Here is a 17,770-nt window from a genome sequence, read left to right as displayed (position 1 = left end):
ACGGAGCACGGAGCACGGAGCACGGAGCACGGAGCACGGAGCACGGAGCACGGAGCACGGAGCACGGAGCACGGAGCGCCGGGCAACGCGGTGCGGCGGCACAGGGGCGCGCGGTACGCGGTGCGCGGTACGGGGCGCCGAGCGGCAGCAGGCAGGGAGTGCGGCGCTGAGTGGGCCGCAGATGTGGTGGCGTGTGCCCCACCGCGCCGGTTGCCGCGAGGCGGGACGCGGCGGCGGGTGGGGCCTCGCGATCAGTTGGCCGGGTCCGCGGCGAGGGCTTCGTCGGTGGTCCGCAGGCGGGTGGCCAGCCAGGCCGGCACGCCGCCGAGCAGCCGGACCAGGCGGCCCGCCTCCGCGCGCAGCCGGGCCGCTTCCGGCTCCGGTTCCACGCTGGCGAGCGCGACCAGGGCCGGTGCGATGCCGATCAGGTAGCCCAACTCCTCTCGTATGCGCAGCGATTCCGCGAAGCCGTGCCGTGCTTCGGCGCGGTCGCCGTTCTCCTCGGCCATCGCGGCGAGGTGCCGCCAGGTGAACGAGCGCAGCAGCTCGTCACCGTGCGCGGTGGCTCCGGCGTGCGCGCGCTGGAAGGCGGCCAGCGCGCTCGAAGCGTTACGTGCCAGGTGCTGGGCGAGCAGCCCGCGCCGGAAGTCGAGCAGCGGCCGGACACGCGAGTCGGGGGCGAGCAGCGCCGCCGCCCTGCCCAGCGCGGAACGGGCCTCGTCGGCCCGGTCCCGGTTGCCGAACAGCGTGGCCGCGTAGGCGAGATGGCCGCGCTCACACGCGGCGGCCCCCCGTTCGTCGTCGGTGTGCGCGATGGCCTCCGCCGCGCGCAGCGCGTCCTCGGCCGCCTCCCACCCGGCCGCGGTGAACATGCACTGTTCGGTCAGTACGGAGCTGCGCAGCCGTGCCGCGGCCGGATCGGTCGTGGCGAGCGGATTCAGCAGCTCCGCGGCGTCGTACCAGCAGCCGCGCGAGCGCAGCCGCCACACGGCCGTATGCAGCGGGTCGTCCAGGAGGCCCGCACGAAGGCCGCCTCCTCGCCCTACATCGGAATCCGACGATCCAGAACATGACATGGCGGTGTCCGCCACATTGCCCTCCCCAAGCGCGTCATTGAGCCGGAAGCCGTGCGCGCATCTCAACACGGAACAGCGCGCTCGGCCAAGAGCTCGGTGTGAATTGCTTCACAATCTTGGTCGAGCCATGGGCTGGCCGCTGCCTTAACCGGCGATGAATCGCAGGTGTGAAGGCGTCTCGGGCGCCGCCCCGCCGCCCCGGCGCCCCGTCGGCGGGAAGCGGTGCTCATCGGCCGCGCTCGTCGGCGGCGTCGGCGGCGTCGGCGGGTGGCGGCGGTCGGGGTACGGACCGGCCGTCCGGCCTGGCAGCGGCCTCGGCGCACCCGAACGGCCCAGCCCCCGTTTGCCGGAAGCCGAGGCGGGGCCGTGGAGCGTACGCGTATGATCAACTCCACGCTTGGCGCGGGGGGTTGGTGGCCGTGCTTGGCTACGGTGAAGATCCGCGGCGGTGGCCCGGTGGCCCGGTGGCCCCGTGGCCCGCTGCCGGTGGCTGCCGGGCGGGGCCCGGGCGGCGCCGTCGCGCTTGGCCTGTGCGGGCCCGGCGACGCTCGTCGCGGGCGCCGGGTCCGGTTACCCGGGTCCGGTTACGCCGTACGGGGTGTTCACGCGGCTGATGTCTTGATGACGGGCAATTGTTCACGGTCGATGCCACCGTGCGTGGCGTTCCGCGCGTCGCGGTTCAGTCGATGGTCCCGCCGCTGAGGAGTGTTCATGGTGTCCGTCCGCCCCCGTCCGTCCCGGCCTGTCGCGCTGGCCGCCGTGGTCGCTGTCGCCCTCGTGGTGACCGGCGCCAGTGCGCTGGAGAACGGCGCCACCGCACACGAGAGCGCGGCCCACGCGAGCGCGCGCGGTGCCGCGCCCGGGCCCTCCGTCCCGAAACGGCTCGCGGGCTGGAGCCACGAGCGGCTCGCTCCCGGAGCGGACCTGTACGAGGACGTCATCGAGGGGCGCGCTGGAGCCGACCACTGGACGGTGACGGTGCGGGCAGGCGGGGCCGTGCTCGCCACCGACGGTGCGGCCGACCAGCTCGCCGACCGGCTGCGCGCGGCCGGGTTCACGCCCCGTACGGAGCGGGTCGAGTGGCCGGACGGAGCCGACCGGGAGGGCGTGCTCGGCGTCCGGGTCAGGGTGGGCCGGTTCGACGACCGGAAGCAGGCGGACGACCAGCGCGGGGCGCTCGCGGCGGCGGGCTTCGAAGCGGTGAGTGAGTGGACCGGCGGTGATGGAGCACCGGACACCGGCCGCGCGCGCGTGAGGGTCGCCATCGTCGACCCCGGCCGGTTCGGCGGCGGCCTGAACGCGACGTACGGCACCTCGGTCGCCGGACGGGAGAAGGTCAGCGACATGGCCGCGCGGACGGACGCGCTGCTCGCGGTGAACGCCGGGTTCTTCGTCATGGAGGAGAAGGACGGCGTGCCGGGCGCGGCGGCCGGGATCGGCGCGTACGACGGCGAGCTGGAGAGCGCCGCGACGAACGGGCGCGTGGCCATGGTGCTGCGCGGTGACGGCCTGCGCCCGGAGTTCAAGCACCTCAGCACGCGGCTGCGGGTGCGGGCGGGCGGCAGCTCCGAGGTCGTCGACGGCGTCAACCGCACACCGGGCGCCGTCCGCAACTGCGGCGGTGTCGGTGGCGACCAGCCGACGCAGCGGCCACGGCACGACGTGACGTGTACGGACACCGGCGAGATCGTACGGTTCACCGGCGCACTCGGCGCGGACACCCCGGCTGGAGCGGGTGTCGAAGCCGTGCTGGACGAGTCGGGCAGCGTCACGCGGGTGCGCGCGCGTAGCGGCGCCGTGCCCGAGGGCGGCAGCGTCCTCGCCGGGGTCGGCGCGGGGGCCGAATGGCTGCGCGCGCACGCGGTGCCGGGCGCCAAGCTGACGCTGGAGCAGCAGATCCTTGACGAGCACGGTCGGCGGGTCAGGCTCGGGCCTGACGACGACATCGTCAACGGCGGGCCCCGGCTGGTGCGGGACGGCGAGGTGGCCGTGGATTACGGGGCCGACGGAATCGACCATCCGGGTGACCCGTCGTTCGCGTACACCTGGGGGCTGAAGCGCGGGCCCCGGACCGCGATCGGCGTCGACCGCGACGGCCGCCTCATCGTGGTGACGGCGGAGGGCCGCAGGCCCGGTCAGAGCGATGGGCTCGGGGTCACCGAGCTGGCGCGGCTGATGCGGTCGCTGGGGGCTCGGCAGGCGATGAACCTCGACGGCGGGGGGTCCACCGGCATGGCGGTGAACGGCGAGCTGGTCACCGTGCCGTCGGACGCGAACGGTGAGCGCCCGGTCGGTGACGCGCTGACCCTCACGCGTACACGCTGACCCTCACGCGCTGACCGTCGAGCGCGGTCCGGCGCTGACGGCCACGCGTGGACGCGCGGGCCTGATCTCGGCCGCGTCCGGCGGACCATGCCCGGGGGAGCGGGGGTCCCTGTCCGTGCGTCGCGGACCGCGGGTGCGCTGCGGCTGGTCGCGCGGTTCCCCGCGCCCCTGACGGGGCACCCCCTCGCGCCGTGCCAGGGCTGCCGCTCTGGGCCCGGCGTCCTGGGGTGCCGGCCCGTCAGGTCATCCGCAGGGCCAGGAAGAAGTCCAGCTTGTCCTCAAGACGGGCCAGATCGCGGCCGGTCAGCTGCTCGATGCGGCCCACGCGGTACCGCAGGGTGTTCACGTGCAGGTGCAGCCGGGTCGCGCAGCGGGTCCAGGAGCCGTCGGAGTCGAGGAACGCCTCCAGGGTCGGCACCAGCTCGGCGCGGTGGCGGCGGTCGTAGTCGCGCAGCGGGTCGAGCAGCCGGGCGGTGAAGGCGCGGCGTACGTCGTCGGGGACGAAGGGGAGCAGCAGGACGTGTGAGGCCAGCTCCTGGTGCCCGGCGGCGCACACGCTGCCGGGGCGGGCCGCGGCGACCCTGCGGGCGTGCCTGGCCTCCTCCAGGGCGCCGCGCAGGCCCTCGGCCGAGTGCACGGCGGCGCTGACGCCGAGGGTGAGGCGCCCGTCGTCGGCGAGGCCCCTGCTGAGCGGTTCGCCCACGGCGGTGAGCAGGGCGTCCGCGTGCACCCCGGTCCCGGTGTCGGGCCCGCCGTCCTCGGCCCCGAGGGCGGGCAGCGGGACCAGCGCCACCGCCTCGTCGCCGGTGTGCGCGACAGCGATCCGGTCGGACGGCTCTGGCCCCGGCGCGGCCGGGTCGACAAGGATCTCCTCAAGCAGCGCCTGGGCGACCGGGCCGCCGGGGATGTCGCCGTCGGTCCACTCGACCCGCGCCACGACGACCTGCCAGTGCGGGGCGGCGCCCGCGCCGGGGAGCAGCACGGGGGCGGCGACCCGGAGGCGGGCGGCGATCTCGGCGGGCGGGGCACTCGTCTGCACCAGTTCGAGGATTTCCTGGGCGAGCCTGCGCCGCACGGTGCGGGCCGCGTCGCGCCTGTCACGCTCCACGGCGATCAGCTGGGTGACGCCGTGCAGCAGGTCGAGGCGTTCCTCCGGCCAGTCCCCGGCGTCCGCCTCCACCGCGAGCAGCCAGTCGGAGAGCACCGTCTCGCGTACGTCGCGCGCCGAGGCGCCCCTGCCGCCGTTGTGGACCGCGAAGAGCGAGTACGTGGCGCCGCCGGTCGTGACCCGGTGGGGGCCCCGGCGTCCGGCGCGTACGGCGGCGAGGTGTTCCCCCGCGAGCCGCGCGCACAGCGCGGGAGGCAGCTCGGGGCCCGCCCCGGCCACCCGGGAACCGGCGATCCGGCGTCCGGCGGTGGACAGCACCCAGGCGCGCAGGTCGAGGTCCGAGCCGAGGAGGTCGAGGACGACGTCGGGGCCGCCGCCGGCGGGACCTGACGTCATCAGCCTGCGGTGCCGGTCGACGACGGCGGCCAGGTCTCCGGCGCGTTCGCTGGAGACCTGGCGCACCACGTGTTCGGTGATGGACGCGAACGACACGTCCTCGTCGACGGAGAACAGCGGCAGCCGGTGCCGGGTGCAGGCGGCGACCAGGTCGTCGGGGATGGAACCGAGTTCCGCCTCGCCCGCGGCGAGCCCGGCGACCCCGGCCGCGGCCAGGATGCGGACGAAGCGTTCGGAGTCGGCGGGCTCGCGGTGCCAGGCGAGTCCGGTGAGGACCAGCTCACCCCCGGAGAGGTAGCGGCTCGGGTCGCGCAGGTCGGTGGTCATCACACCGCGCACCGTGCGGTCGAGCTCTTCCTCGCCGCCGAGCAGGCGAAGGCCGAGGGCGTCGGTTTCCAGCAGTGCGCGCAGCCGCATCGTCTCGTCAGCCGATCTGTGTCGTGGGGAGGTGGTGGGAGGGGCGGGCGGAGTGGGTGGGCGGGGGAGTGTGGGGGGTGCGGAGTGTGGGCCCCGCGCGGCGGTAGCGACCGTATCGGCCGTCGCGGCGGGTGAGGAGCCCCTCGCGACGCCTCGCGGAGCGACCCCGCGGGCTGTGCCCGGGCGGGCGCCCGTGGCGCAGGTCACGTGGGGTGAACGCCGATGTTTCCGTTTCTTGTCTTTCGTTCGAATCTACAAGACGGAGTCGCTGGCCAGCCAACTGCTTCATGTGTTCGGTGACTGCACCAGGCGGGCCACACGTCGGTGTACTGAGGCCAAGCCGCGTGAACAGGACATGAACAGCCCCACCGGGTAGCCACAGAGCCCGCCCCCGCAGCCCCTGACAGTCGAGAAGAGAACACCCATGGACTTCCTGCGCCCCGCCAGCTGGGAGGAGGCGCTCGCCGCTAAGGCCGAGCACCCCACAGCTGTGCCCATCGCGGGTGGCACGGACGTCATGGTCGAGATCAACTTCGACCATCGCCGTCCCGATTACCTGCTGGACCTCAACCGCATCGGCGACCTGCGGGAATGGGAGGTCGGCGCGGAGCATGTGCGGCTCGGCGCCTCCGTCCCGTACACGCAGATCATGGACCACCTGCGCGCCGAACTGCCGGGACTGGCGCTCGCCGCCCACACCGTCGGCTCCCCGCAGATCCGCAACCGGGGCAGTGTGGGAGGGAATCTCGGTGCGGCCTCCCCCGCCGGGGACTCCCATCCCGCGCTGCTCTCCGCCGGAGCCGAGGTCGAGGCCGAGTCCGTGCGTGGCACCCGGCTCATCCCGGTCGAGGACTTCTTCACCGGCGTGAAGCGCAACGCGCTGGAGCCCGACGAGCTGATCAAGTCCGTACGGATCAAGAAGGCCGACGGCCCGCAGCATTTCTCCAAGGTCGGCACCCGCAACGCGATGGTGATCGCGGTGTGCGCCTTCGGGCTGGCGCTGCACCCCGAGGACCGGACGGTGAAGACCGGTATCGGCTCCGCCGCCCCCACTCCCGTACGGGCCCGCGCCGCCGAGGACTTCCTGAACGCGGCGCTCGCCGAGGGCGGTTTCTGGGACAGCGGCCAGGTGATCACCCCCTCGATCGCCCGGCAGTTCGCCGAGCTGGCCTCCGGCGCGTGCAATCCGATCGACGATGTGCGGGGCACCGCCAAGTACCGCCGCCACGCCGTGGCCGTCATGGCCCGCCGGACCCTGGGCTGGGCCTGGGAGAGCTACCGGACCACAGCTGGCACGTCCAAGGGAGACCCGCGATGCGCGTGAAATTCACGGTCAACGGCCGGCCGCAGGAAGCCGACGACGTATGGGAGGGCGAGAGCCTGCTGTATGTGCTGCGTGAGCGGCTTGGTCTTCCCGGCTCCAAGAACGCCTGCGAACAGGGCGAGTGCGGGTCCTGCACGGTGCGTCTCGACGATGTGCCGGTCTGCGCGTGCCTGGTCGCCGCGGGCCAGGTGGAGGGCCGTGAGGTCGTCACGGTCGAGGGCCTGGCCGACTTCGCCAAGCAGCGGGCGGCGGCCTGCGCGAGCGGCGGCGAGGGCTGCGCGGGCGGCGCGGCGCACGGCACGGGCCTCAGCGAGGCGCAGCGCTGGCAGGCCCAGCCGGACGGTGCGGTGAGTGGCGAACTCTCCCCGATTCAGCAGGCGTTCATCGACGCGGGCGCCGTGCAGTGCGGATTCTGCACCCCGGGCCTGCTGGTCGCCGCCGACGAGCTGCTGGAGCGCGTCGGTGAACCGTCCGATGCGGACATCCGCGAGGCGCTGTCCGGGAACCTGTGCCGTTGCACGGGCTACGAGAAGATCCTGGACGCGGTGCGTCTCGCCGCGGCCCGCGAGACAGAAGAGGTGTGACCATGGGTGTCACCCGCGTTCCCACCAGTCTCACCCAGGGCAGCCGGACCAAGGGCGGCGTCGGCGAGTCCACGCTGCGCCCTGACGGCAATCTGAAGGTCACCGGCGACTTCGCGTACGCCTCCGACCTGTGGCATGAGGACATGCTGTGGGGCTTCACGCTCCGCAGCCCGCACGCGCACGCCGAGATCGTGTCCATCGACGTCGCGGAGGCGCTCATGACGGCGGGCGTCTACGCCGTCATGACCCACGACGACCTGCCCGCCGGGACTCATTACGGCCTGGAGATCTGCGACCAGCCGGTGCTGGCGAAGGACGTCGTACGGTTCCACGGCGAGCCGGTGGCCCTCGTGGCCGCCGACCATCCGGAGACGGCACGGCGCGCCGCCGCCAAGATCAAGGTGGTGTACCGCGAGCTGCCGCTGGTCATCGACGAGGCGACCGCCACCGCCGAGGACGCCCCGGTGCTGCACCCCGGCCGCGACGACCACCACGCGGGTCACGTGGCGCACCCCAACATCGTGCACCAGCAGCCCATCGTGCGCGGCGACGTCGCCGCGGCGAAGGAGCGGGCCGACGTCGTCGTCTCTGGCGAGTACGAGGTCGGCATGCAGGACCAGGCGTTCCTCGGCCCGGAGGCCGGTCTCGCCGTGCCCGCCGAGGACGGCGGCGTGGACCTGTACATCGCCACCCAGTGGCTGCATTCCGACCTGCGGCAACTCGCCCCGGTCCTCGGGCTGCCCGAGGACCGGATACGGATGACGCTGTCCGGCGTCGGCGGCGCGTTCGGCGGCCGTGAGGACCTGTCCATGCAGGCGCACGCCTGCCTCCTCGCCTTGCGCACCGGCAAGCCGGTCAAGATCGTCTACAACCGGTTCGAGTCCTTCTTCGGCCATGTGCACCGGCACCCCGCCAAGCTCTGGTACGAACACGGGGCCACCAGGGACGGCAAGCTGCTCTACATGAAGTGCCGCATCGTGCTGGACGGCGGCGCCTACGCGTCCGCCTCCCCGGCCGTCGTCGGCAACGCCGCCTCACTGAGCGTCGGCCCTTACGCGATCGACGACGTCGAGATCGAGGCCGTCGCGCTCTACACCAACAACCCGCCCTGCGGCGCCATGCGCGGCTTCGGCGCGGTCCAGGCGTGCTTCGCCTACGAGGCGCAGATGGACAAGCTCGCGGCGGAGCTCGGCCTGGACGCGGTCGAGTTCCGGCAGCGGAACGCCATGTCGCAGGGCACGCTCATGCCCACGGGACAGGAGGTGGACTCCCCGGCTCCGGTCGCCGAACTCCTGCGCCGGGTCAAGGCGATGCCCATGCCGCCCGAGCGGCAGTGGGTCACCGCGGGCGCCGGCGGCGAACAGGCGGATGTCCGGGCGCTGCCCGGCGGCCTGTCCAACACCTCCCACGGCGAAGGCGTCGTGCGCGGCGTCGGCTACGCCGTCGGCATCAAGAACGTCGGCTTCTCCGAGGGCTTCGACGACTACTCCACGGCTCGTATACGGCTTGAGGTGATCGGAGGTGAACCGGTCGCCTCCGTCTACACCGCGATGGCCGAGGTCGGCCAGGGCGGCGTCACGGTGCACGCCCAGATAGCCCGCACCGAACTCGGCATCAGCCACGTGACGATCCACCCCGCCGACACCCGGATCGGCTCGGCCGGTTCGACCTCGGCCTCCCGCCAGACCTACGTCACCGGTGGCGCGGTGAAACACACCTGCGAGGCCGTCCGGGAGCGGGTGCTTGAGCTCGGCCGTGCCAAGTTCGGCACGTACCACCCGGCGTGGGCCACCGCCGAACTCCTCCTGGAGGGCGGCAAGGTCGTCACCGACGGCGGCGAGGTGCTCGCCGACCTGCTGGACGTCGTCGAGGGCGAGGTGGTCGACGTCGAGCGCGAGTGGCGGCACCGCCCGACCGAGGCGTTCGACCTGCGGACCGGCCAGGGCTTCGGCCACGTCCAGTACTCGTTCGCCGCGCACCGCGCCGTGGTCGAGGTCGACACCGAGCTCGGCCTGGTCAAGGTCGTGGAGCTGGCCTGCGCCCAGGATGTCGGCAAGGCGCTCAACCCGCTGTCCGTTCTCGGGCAGATCCAGGGCGGCACCACGCAGGGGCTCGGCCTGGCGGTGATGGAGGAGATCGTCGTGGTGGACGGCAAGGTCCGCAACCCCTCCTTCACCGACTATCTGATCCCCACCATCCTCGACACCCCGAGCATCCCCGTCGACGTGCTCGAACTCGCCGACGAGCACGCGCCGTACGGGCTGCGCGGCATCGGCGAGGCCCCGACGCTGTCCTCCACCCCGGCGGTCGTCTCCGCGATCCGCGCGGCGACCGGCCTGGCGCTGGCCCGCGTACCCGTACGGCCGGAACACCTCACCGGCACCTGATCCCGCCGAGGGCGCCCCACGCCCTCAGCGCCACAGCCCTCCGGGCGGCACCCGTCGCGCCGAGGATCGTCCGTCCCCGCAGGACGGCGCCGCCCGGAGCCTCCCCCCACACACCCGCTCGATCACACCTCCACACAGCACCCCCTCACCCCACACCCCTCACACCCCCCACGTGGCACCACCCACCCCCACCGCAGCACTCCATCGTTCGTCTCGGGCCGTCCCCCGGGTCGTGCAGCCAGCCCAAATCTCGCAGCCCCTGCGGGTGCCCCTATGAACCTTGGGAGACAGGCACCATGACCCAGTCGTCAATAGAGCCGAAGACCTCGGCGGAGGACGCGGGCGCGGGCTCGCGCCCGCCCGCCGGCCGGTCCTGGCTCGACCGGTATTTCCACATCTCCGACAGAGGCTCGACCGTCGCGCGTGAGGTGCGCGGCGGCATCACCACCTTCATGGCCATGGCGTACATCCTGCTGCTCAACCCGCTGCTGCTGGGTGGCCCCGACGCCGACGACCACGTCCTCAGCCGCCCCGCGCTGATCACGGCCACCGCGTTCGCCGCGGCGGTCACCACCCTGCTCATGGGCTTCGTCGGGAAGGTGCCGCTGGCGCTGGCCGCCGGGCTCAGCGTGTCCGCCGTCCTCACCACTCAGGTGGTGCCGGACATGACCTGGCCGCAGGCTATGGGCATGTGCGTGATCTACGGTGTGGTGATCATGCTCCTGGTCGTCACCGGGCTCCGCGAGATGATCATGAATGCCATCCCGCTGCCGCTCAAGCACGGCATCACCATGGGCATCGGCCTGTTCATCGCGCTCATCGGCCTCGTCAAGGCGGGCTTCGTCGGCAAGGGGGGCCCCGTCACCCTCGGCGTCGAGGGCGAGCTGCAAGGCTGGCCCGTCCTCATCTTCTGCGTCACCCTGCTGCTCATCTTCATGCTCCAGGCCCGCGACGTGCCCGGAGCGATCCTCATCGGCATCATCGCCGGCACCGTGATCGCCGTCGCCGTCAACGCCATCGGCGACCTGCCCGCCAAGACCTGGGGCGGCACCGCGCCGGAGATCCCCGGCAACGCCGTGTCCAACCCGGACTTCTCGCTCTTCGGTGAGGTCGAGTTCGGCGGCTGGGGCGACATCGGCGGCATGACCGTCGGCGTCATCGTCTTCACCCTCGTCCTCGCCGGGTTCTTCGACGCGATGGCCACCATCATCGGCGTCGGCACCGAGGCCAAGCTCGCCGACGACAAGGGCCGCATGCCGGGCCTGAGCAAGGCGCTGTTCATCGACGGCGCGGGCGGCGCGATCGGTGGCGTCACCAGCTCCTCGGGGCAGACCGTCTTCATCGAGTCGGCCACCGGCGTCGGCGAGGGCGCTCGCACCGGCCTGTCCAGCGTCGTCACCGGGCTGTTCTTCGCGGCCTGCCTGTTCTTCACGCCGCTCACCCAGATCGTGCCCGCCCAGGTCGCCGCCGCCGCCCTGGTCGTCATCGGCGCGATGATGATGCAGAACGCCCGGCATGTGGACTGGGCCGACCGCGCGGTCGCCATCCCGGTCTTCCTGACCGTCGCGCTGATGCCGTTCACGTACTCCATCACCGCGGGCGTCGGCGCCGGTGTCATCGCGTACACCGCTATCAAGGCCGCCCAGGGCAAGTGGCGCGAGCCCGGGTTGTTCATGTGGGTGCTGACCGTCGTCTTCACGGTCTACTTCGCCCTCCACCCCATCGAGGACTGGCTCGGCGCCAAATAGCGCCCACGCCCGCCACGCATCCGCAAGGGAGATGATCGCCAATGCTGGACATCGCCGAAGAGCTGAGCCGGTGGTGTGAGCTGGGACGCGACTTCGCCGTCGCGACGGTGGTCGCCGTGAGCGGCAGCGCCCCCCGGCAGCCCGGCGCGGCGCTCGCCGTCGACCGGGACGGCGAGGCCGTCGGGTCCGTCTCCGGCGGATGCGTGGAGGGCGCGGTCTACGAGCTGTGCCAGCGGGCGCTGGAGAGCGGCGAGAGCGCCGTCGAACGCTTCGGCTACAGCGACGAGGACGCCTTCGCCGTCGGGCTCACCTGCGGCGGCGTCATCGACATCCTCGTCACGCCCGTCCACCACGACGCGCGCGCTCCTGAGCAGGCGGACGGCCCCACGGCGGACAGCACCCCGGGGACGCTCGCCGACGCGCTGGCCGCCGCTGCCCGCGGGGAGGCGGCGGCGGTCGCGCGGGTCGTCGAAGGCCCGGCCGGAATGCTCGGCCGTGCCCTGCACGTACGGCCTGGAGGTGAGTACACCGGCTCCCTCGGCGGGCGACCTGAGCTGGACCGCTCCGCGGCGGCGGAGGCGGCCGCCCTGCTGGACGCCGGCCGCACCGGAACCGTCACGATGGGCGCCGCCGGAAGGCTGTGCGGGCAGCCCCTCACGCTGCTGGTCGAGTCCAGCGTCCCCCCGCCTCGCATGATCGTCTTCGGGGCCATCGACTTCGCGAGCGCGCTCGTGCGGGCCGGGAAGTTCCTGGGCTACCACGTGACGGTGTGCGACGCGCGCCCCGTGTTCGCCACCGCCCGCCGCTTCCCCGACGCCGACGAGATCGTCGTCGACTGGCCGCACCGCTACCTGGAAGCGCAGGCCGAGCTGTCGGCCGGGGCCGACCAGCCCGAGCCGGGGCAGGGCATCGACGGCCGTACGGTGCTGTGCGTCCTCACCCACGACGCCAAGTTCGATGTGCCGCTGCTGCGATGCGCCTTGCGGCTGCCCGTCGGCTACATCGGCGCGATGGGCTCCCGCCGCACCCACCTCGACCGTCTCGACCGGCTCCGCGACGTCGGCGTCAGCGAACTGGAACTGGCCCGGCTGCGGTCCCCGATCGGTCTCGACCTCGGCGCCCGCACGCCGCAGGAGACGGCCGTGTCCATCGCCGCCGAGATCGTCGCCAGCAGGCGCGGCGGCAGCGGTCTGCCGCTGACCGGCGCGCACACGCCGATCCACCACGACCCGGCGTCGCCCATCGGGCGGATCGGCTCGGTGGCTTAGCGCGGGTGCCTTACCCGCGATGGGGCCGAGCCGGTCCGGAGGAGGCGGTGTCCGGCGGACGCCGTGTCCGGCGGATCGTGCTGCGTGCCGGGGGAGCCCCTGTCCGTGCGTCGCGGCATGCGGGTGCGTCGTGGTTGGTCGCGCAGTTCCCCGCGCCCCTGGCAGGGCACATCCCCGCGCCCCTGGCAGGGCACATCCCCGCGCTGTCCGGGAAGGGCTGCTTGCCCTGGGTCTGGCGGGCTGGGAGGCCGCATGCGCAGTACGGTGCCGGGGCCGCGTTCCGCCGGGCAACCCCGGCCGACGCGGAAGGCGGGGCACGGTGCGCGCGACGCGGGTCCGTGGACTCCTCGCGGGAGCGGGGCGGGCGGCGGTGGGGACGCCGCCGTGACAGAGGCGTCGCAGGGGCCGGGAGACCGTCATCCGGCGGTGCCCGCCGCGCCGGAGGCCGCCGTGCGGGCGGGGCACGGGCAGGCGCGGAACCGTCAAGGGGAAGGAATTCCACCGGAGTTCGGTGAGGCGTGGGTCACATTCCCGCATCGCGATGTCACACTCCGGGCCCCGCGCCGCCTCTCAGGGGGAAGCGCGCAAAGGAGGCTCCCGATGTCCGACCGTCCGGCAGGCAGTGCGGCAGATGCCCAGGCAGGGTGCGGGACGTCGTTGGCGTCCTGTCACCTGGTGCGGCCGCGCCGTGCCGGGCGCATGCCACCCGGGCCTCTCCGGTGCCGTGGCCTGGCGCTGCCCGACGGCGCCGTCGGCACGGGACGCGCGCCTGAAGGGCGCGGAGCACCACCAGGGCCCGGCGGCGGGCGGCTGGGGCCGGTGGCCCGCTGCCGTCATGCCGCCTTTCGCTCACCGCCGGAGCGCCGGCCGCGAGCGAGGCCGCCATGCCACCGCCCACCGCCCGCAGGCCGCCTTGACCGGCGCGGCGCGGGGGAGCCCTGGCGGGACCGCCGACGGCCACTGGCCACGGCGAGCCCGCCGGGGGCCTCTCCCGGACCCTGAACCGCACGACCCCGCCCCGCGGAAGCGCTTTCCGCCGCTGGCGACGCGACGATGAGGTCAGCTCCGTCGCACCGCACGGAGCGTCGCGTTCCCAGTAGCGTCAGACGGGGTGTTTTCGCCGGGTGGCGGTCGTGCCCGCCCTGCCTGCCGTTCGCGTGATGAGGGAGCCCCCCGTCTCCCCGTCCGCGAAGGGCAGGCAGGGCCTCCGGCCTCCCCGGGCCGCCAGGCCCAGGGGAACCGCCCTGGCGCGGCGAAGGGGTGTGCCCCGTCAGGGGCGCGGGGGAACCGCGCGGCCAGCCGCGACGCGTCCGCACTCCGCGACGCACGGGCAGGGGGGTTACCGCGGCTCCCCTCCGCATGGTCCGCTGGACGCGGCTCAGCTGTCGGACGGTGGGGATTCCGCCATCGCCGCCACGAGTTCCGTTAACTCGTCGAGGTCGTACAGCGCGCGGCCCGGACTGCCGTGCCGGGTGAGCTTGCCCCGGCTCGCCCACTTCCGGATGGTCGCCTCGGGGACTCCCGCGGCCAGCGCGGCGAGTTGGGTGGGGACGAGCCGGTGGCCGTGCGGGTGCGGGGTACTCACGCCGCACCCTCGGGCCGCTGGGGCGCGGCGTGCGGACGGTGTTTCTCCCGTTGTAACTGGCGGAGCAGTTGCAGCCATTGATGCGGTTGCCAGGAATGACCCGCCGTACAGCGCACCTCGCGGGTCCGATGCCCGTCACACGCGGTCGGCGCGGTGTCCAGGGCCGCCTGGCAGCCAGGGTGAACACATTGCCCGAGATCCATCCGCAGGGCCGGCTGCGTGTAAGCGGAGCGGCGGGCGCAGGTGGTGATCCGGTGCGTCTCATCGGCGAAGTCGCCCGCCGCCGGATGGGCGAGCAGCCAGTTCAGGTGACCGACCAGGAAGGCGGCGAGTTCCGGAGGGCGCCGACGGGGCGGCCGGACGATCGCGCGTTCGTCGGCGACCAGCGCGCACCAGGAGGCGAGGAAGCTGAGAATGCCCGAACGGGTCATGAGGGCTTCCTCGTTGAGCGCCATGCCGTTCGGCTGGTGATTGCCGCTGACCCGCTGGGCGGTGGGATCGTGCCGCGGCAGCAGGGCGGCCTCGCAGTCGCCGTAGATCTCCGGCAGTTCGATGAGGTTGGCCTTGAGCTCGTGGTAGCACACGCTGCAGAGCCGCAGCCCAGGCACCGTGGTGCGATGTGGTCGCGGCCTGTGCAGCCGATTGCCGCAATTCTGTCCGACACATCGAGAATTATTCATTTCATCACCTGACCGTCACGTGGCAGAAATGGGTGACGCAGGGCACAGTGATTGGCCCGCTTAATGGCCGGTGAATGAATGCCCTGGTGTGGAGTGTGCCGAGGAATGTCATCGGCGCAGGTGTGCGACGCCTACCCGGTACGTGTCGTATGCCGGGTCGTTCGTGACTGTCGTCAGGAATGTCGCCGCTGGATCGGCCCAAGCGCAATGTAGAGGCGGTTGTGCGTGCCTAGTCTTTGGCGCGTTGAATCTTCGTTCATGACGATCCGGAACCCCCGCTCCCGAGTCATGCCCTGTTGATGTGTGCAGCGTCTCTGGGGCATCAAGATCGGGTTCTGCTGAATCTGTGCGTAGCCCACCCGATGATGCGTCAGATGAGGTGGAACCATACATAGAAAGTTTGACCGCGTCTATACCAGCCTTACCTGCCGCGGGCGTCGGCGGGGTCAATTCCGGTGCTGGTCAGGGAAGTACGGAACTCATTATTCCCCCATGGGTGGCAAGATCACTGCCGGTGCGTGAATGGTTGTCGTGGGCACATTCTCTGGACCCGTTGCCCATGCAACTCGGCAATGCGTGCGGTAATCGGTGCCTAACGCTACGGAGTATGCCTCATCCCGGGCCAACGTCAAGAAAGTCGTTGATAGCGGCGCGAACCAAGACAGTAGGGATGACAGGGCAGGCAGGGTGGGCGGAATGGCGCCGGTCCGCGCCATCGCACCCTGGAGTCTCGTACCGCTGGTAATCCGATGGTGGGCGGGTGGTGGAAGGGGCGGTTGACATTGGCCGCCCGCTACTGTCACGCTCTTGGTGGCGGCAGGACTCTGTCCATATCCGGCCCAGGCGGGGCGAGTTGGCCCCGATCGGGTTGCGGGATTTCCCCTCCACGCGTGACGTCTCCGACGTGCTCAGCCCGTTCGGACCTGCGTGGATCGCCGTTCGCCGCAGGCCGCTTCGCCGCACCGAAGGCGCCCCAGTGCGCCGGTCGCGAGCGTTCTCACTCGTTCCAGCCGCAGGTCCGCCGCGCTCCCGAACTGCGGGTTCCTGGCGGCCGAGCGGCATGGTCCCGCATGTTCACGACGGAAGCCGATGCCCGGACCGCAGTTCCGGACCGCCGTTGCGTGACGCCACCTGGCAATACGCGGGATTCTGGTATCGGCGCCGCCGTCGACGACACCGAAAGGGGTTGACGGCGTTGAAGGAAACGTGTCACGCTTTTTTCGGCGGTCGAACTGTGCCTGCATTCAGGCTGCGACCGCCCACCTCTCTCTGAGGGCTATCGATCAGCACCTCATCCCTTACTGATGCCGGGCGGCACCTTCACGGTGGCCCGGCATCACGTATTTCCCATGCCATTCCCTTCGCGAGTTCACGAACGGTCTGCGCAGGTCAAGGAGAGATCATGGATGCCCCGGTCATTGTCGTAGGCGCAGGTCCATCGGGACTCGTGCTGGCCGCTGAACTGCGGCTCGGCGGAGTCGATGCCATCGTCCTGGACAAGCTCGAAAAGCCCTCCGGGGAGTCCCGGGGACTGGGTTTCACGGCCCGCACCATGGAATTGTTCGACCAGCGCGGCCTGTTGCCCCGGTTCGGCGATATAGAGATCAGCCCGCTGGGGCATTTCGGCGGCATACCGCTGGACTACAGCGTGCTGAAGGACGCTCATTTCGGGGCGCGCGGTATTCCGCAGTCGCGCACCGAGGCCATCCTCGGTGACTGGGCCGCTGAGCTCGGCGCCGAGGTGCGGCGCGGCTGGGAGGTCGTGGGGCTCACCGACGACGGCGACGGCGTCAGCGTCGAGGCCAAGAGCCCGCGGGGCCCCCGGACGCTGCGCGCCCGGTACGTCGTCGGCTGCGACGGCGGACGCAGCACCGTTCGCGCGGCCGCCGGGTTCGACTTCCCCGGCACCGAGGCGACCATCGAGATGTTCCTCGCCGACGTCGCGGGCTGCGACCTGCGGGCCCGTCAGATCGGTGAGAAGAAGCCGGGCGGCATGGTCATGTCCGCTCCGCTGGGCGACGGCGTCGACCGCGTCATCGTCTGCGAGCGCGGCACCGCTCCCCAGCGGCGCACCGAGCCGCCCGCGTTCGCCGAAGTCGCCGACGCCTGGGAGCGGTTGACGGGCGAGGACATCCACGGCGGCACCCCGCTGTGGGTCAGCTCGTTCGGCGACGCGACCCACCAGGTCACCGAGTACCGCAGGGGTTCTGTTCTGCTGGCGGGCGACGCCGCCCACACCCACCTGCCCGCGGGCGGCCAGGGCATGAGTGTCAGCGTCCAGGACGCCATGAACCTCGGCTGGAAGCTCGCCGCCACCGTGCGCGGCACGGCACCTCCGGGCCTGCTGGACACCTACCACGCCGAGCGCCATCCGGTGGGCGCCAGCCTGCTGACGAACACCCAGGCGCAGGGCCTGCTCTACCTCAGCGGCGCCGAAGTCGAGCCGCTGCGCACGGTGTTCGCCGAGCTCATGACGTACCCGGACGTCGGCCGCCACCTGGCCGGACGGGTCAGTGGCCTGGACATCCGCTACGACATGGGAGCGGAGGGCCCGCAGCTGCTCGGCAGGCGCGTCCCGAACCAGGAGCTGCTGAGCACCGGTGGCAAGACCACCACGGTCGAACTGCTCCACCAGGGCCGCGGCGTCCTGCTCGACCTGGCCGACGTGCCCCACCTGCGCCGTATCGCCGCCGCCTGGTCGGACCGGGTCCAGGTGGTCACGGGGCTGCCGCACGAGATGCCCGCCGACAGCCCGCTCGCCGGGATCTCCTCGGTGCTCATCCGCCCCGACGGCTACGTCGCCTGGGCGGGACTGGACTCCCACGCCCTGGCAGACGCCCTGACCCGCTGGTTCGGTTCGCCGCTCCAGTGA

Annotated in this window: 11 protein-coding genes; 7 read left to right on the top strand and 4 right to left on the bottom strand. The window is 72.3% G+C overall.

Annotated features, from left to right (window positions below):
- Positions 1–251: 251 nt before the first annotated feature.
- Positions 252–1,076, bottom strand: a complete 825-nt coding sequence (locus tag AC5P1B_RS06170) for a hypothetical protein (RefSeq protein ID WP_493885461.1) — start codon at positions 1,074–1,076, stop codon at positions 252–254.
- 711 nt (positions 1,077–1,787) lie between these two features.
- Between AC5P1B_RS06170 and AC5P1B_RS06165 the strand changes: the two genes are divergently transcribed.
- Positions 1,788–3,401 (top strand): phosphodiester glycosidase family protein, encoded by a 1,614-nt coding sequence (locus tag AC5P1B_RS06165; protein ID WP_493885403.1) that lies wholly within the window; start codon positions 1,788–1,790, stop codon positions 3,399–3,401.
- Positions 3,402–3,639: 238 nt separating this feature from the next.
- Here the strand turns inward: AC5P1B_RS06165 and AC5P1B_RS06160 are convergent, their stop codons facing one another.
- Entirely contained in the window at positions 3,640–5,322 is a 1,683-nt protein-coding gene (locus tag AC5P1B_RS06160; protein WP_493885401.1) for a PucR family transcriptional regulator, read from the bottom strand.
- 424 nt (positions 5,323–5,746) lie between these two features.
- Between AC5P1B_RS06160 and AC5P1B_RS06155 the strand changes: the two genes are divergently transcribed.
- From AC5P1B_RS06155 to AC5P1B_RS06135, 5 genes are all read left to right on the top strand, one after another.
- Positions 5,747–6,646, top strand: coding sequence for an FAD binding domain-containing protein (locus AC5P1B_RS06155; RefSeq protein WP_493885399.1), 900 nt, complete (start codon positions 5,747–5,749; stop codon positions 6,644–6,646).
- Positions 6,637–7,230: a (2Fe-2S)-binding protein gene (locus AC5P1B_RS06150; RefSeq protein WP_493885397.1), complete on the top strand. Its 594-nt coding sequence runs from the start codon at positions 6,637–6,639 to the stop codon at positions 7,228–7,230. Before AC5P1B_RS06155 ends, AC5P1B_RS06150 begins: the two co-directional genes overlap by 10 nt.
- Positions 7,231–7,232: 2 nt before the next feature.
- Positions 7,233–9,617 carry a xanthine dehydrogenase family protein molybdopterin-binding subunit gene (locus AC5P1B_RS06145; protein ID WP_493885395.1) on the top strand — a complete coding sequence of 795 codons (2,385 nt, stop codon included), beginning with the start codon at positions 7,233–7,235 and terminating at the stop codon, positions 9,615–9,617.
- Between the two features lie 296 nt (positions 9,618–9,913).
- The gene (locus AC5P1B_RS06140) at positions 9,914–11,365 is read left to right on the top strand and encodes an NCS2 family permease (protein WP_493885393.1); all 1,452 of its coding nucleotides are present in this window, start codon (positions 9,914–9,916) and stop codon (positions 11,363–11,365) included.
- 41 nt (positions 11,366–11,406) lie between these two features.
- A complete protein-coding gene (locus tag AC5P1B_RS06135; protein ID WP_493885391.1) occupies positions 11,407–12,633 on the top strand; it encodes an XdhC family protein in 1,227 nt (408 codons plus the stop codon).
- Positions 12,634–14,011: 1,378 nt separating this feature from the next.
- Here the strand turns inward: AC5P1B_RS06135 and AC5P1B_RS06130 are convergent.
- Positions 14,012–14,218, bottom strand: coding sequence for a hypothetical protein (locus AC5P1B_RS06130; protein WP_493885389.1), 207 nt, complete (start codon positions 14,216–14,218; stop codon positions 14,012–14,014).
- Positions 14,215–14,802, bottom strand: a complete 588-nt coding sequence (locus tag AC5P1B_RS06125) for a hypothetical protein (protein WP_493885387.1) — start codon at positions 14,800–14,802, stop codon at positions 14,215–14,217. Before AC5P1B_RS06125 ends, AC5P1B_RS06130 begins: the two co-directional genes overlap by 4 nt.
- A gap of 1,498 nt (positions 14,803–16,300) precedes the next feature.
- Here AC5P1B_RS06125 and AC5P1B_RS06120 point away from each other — a divergent pair.
- Positions 16,301–17,770 carry an FAD-dependent monooxygenase gene (locus AC5P1B_RS06120; protein ID WP_493885385.1) on the top strand — a complete coding sequence of 490 codons (1,470 nt, stop codon included), beginning with the start codon at positions 16,301–16,303 and terminating at the stop codon, positions 17,768–17,770.

This window comes from Streptomyces sp. A01 (assembly GCF_059026195.1).
Note: the sequence above shows the minus strand (reverse complement) of the source record. Positions and strands in the feature narration are given on the sequence as shown.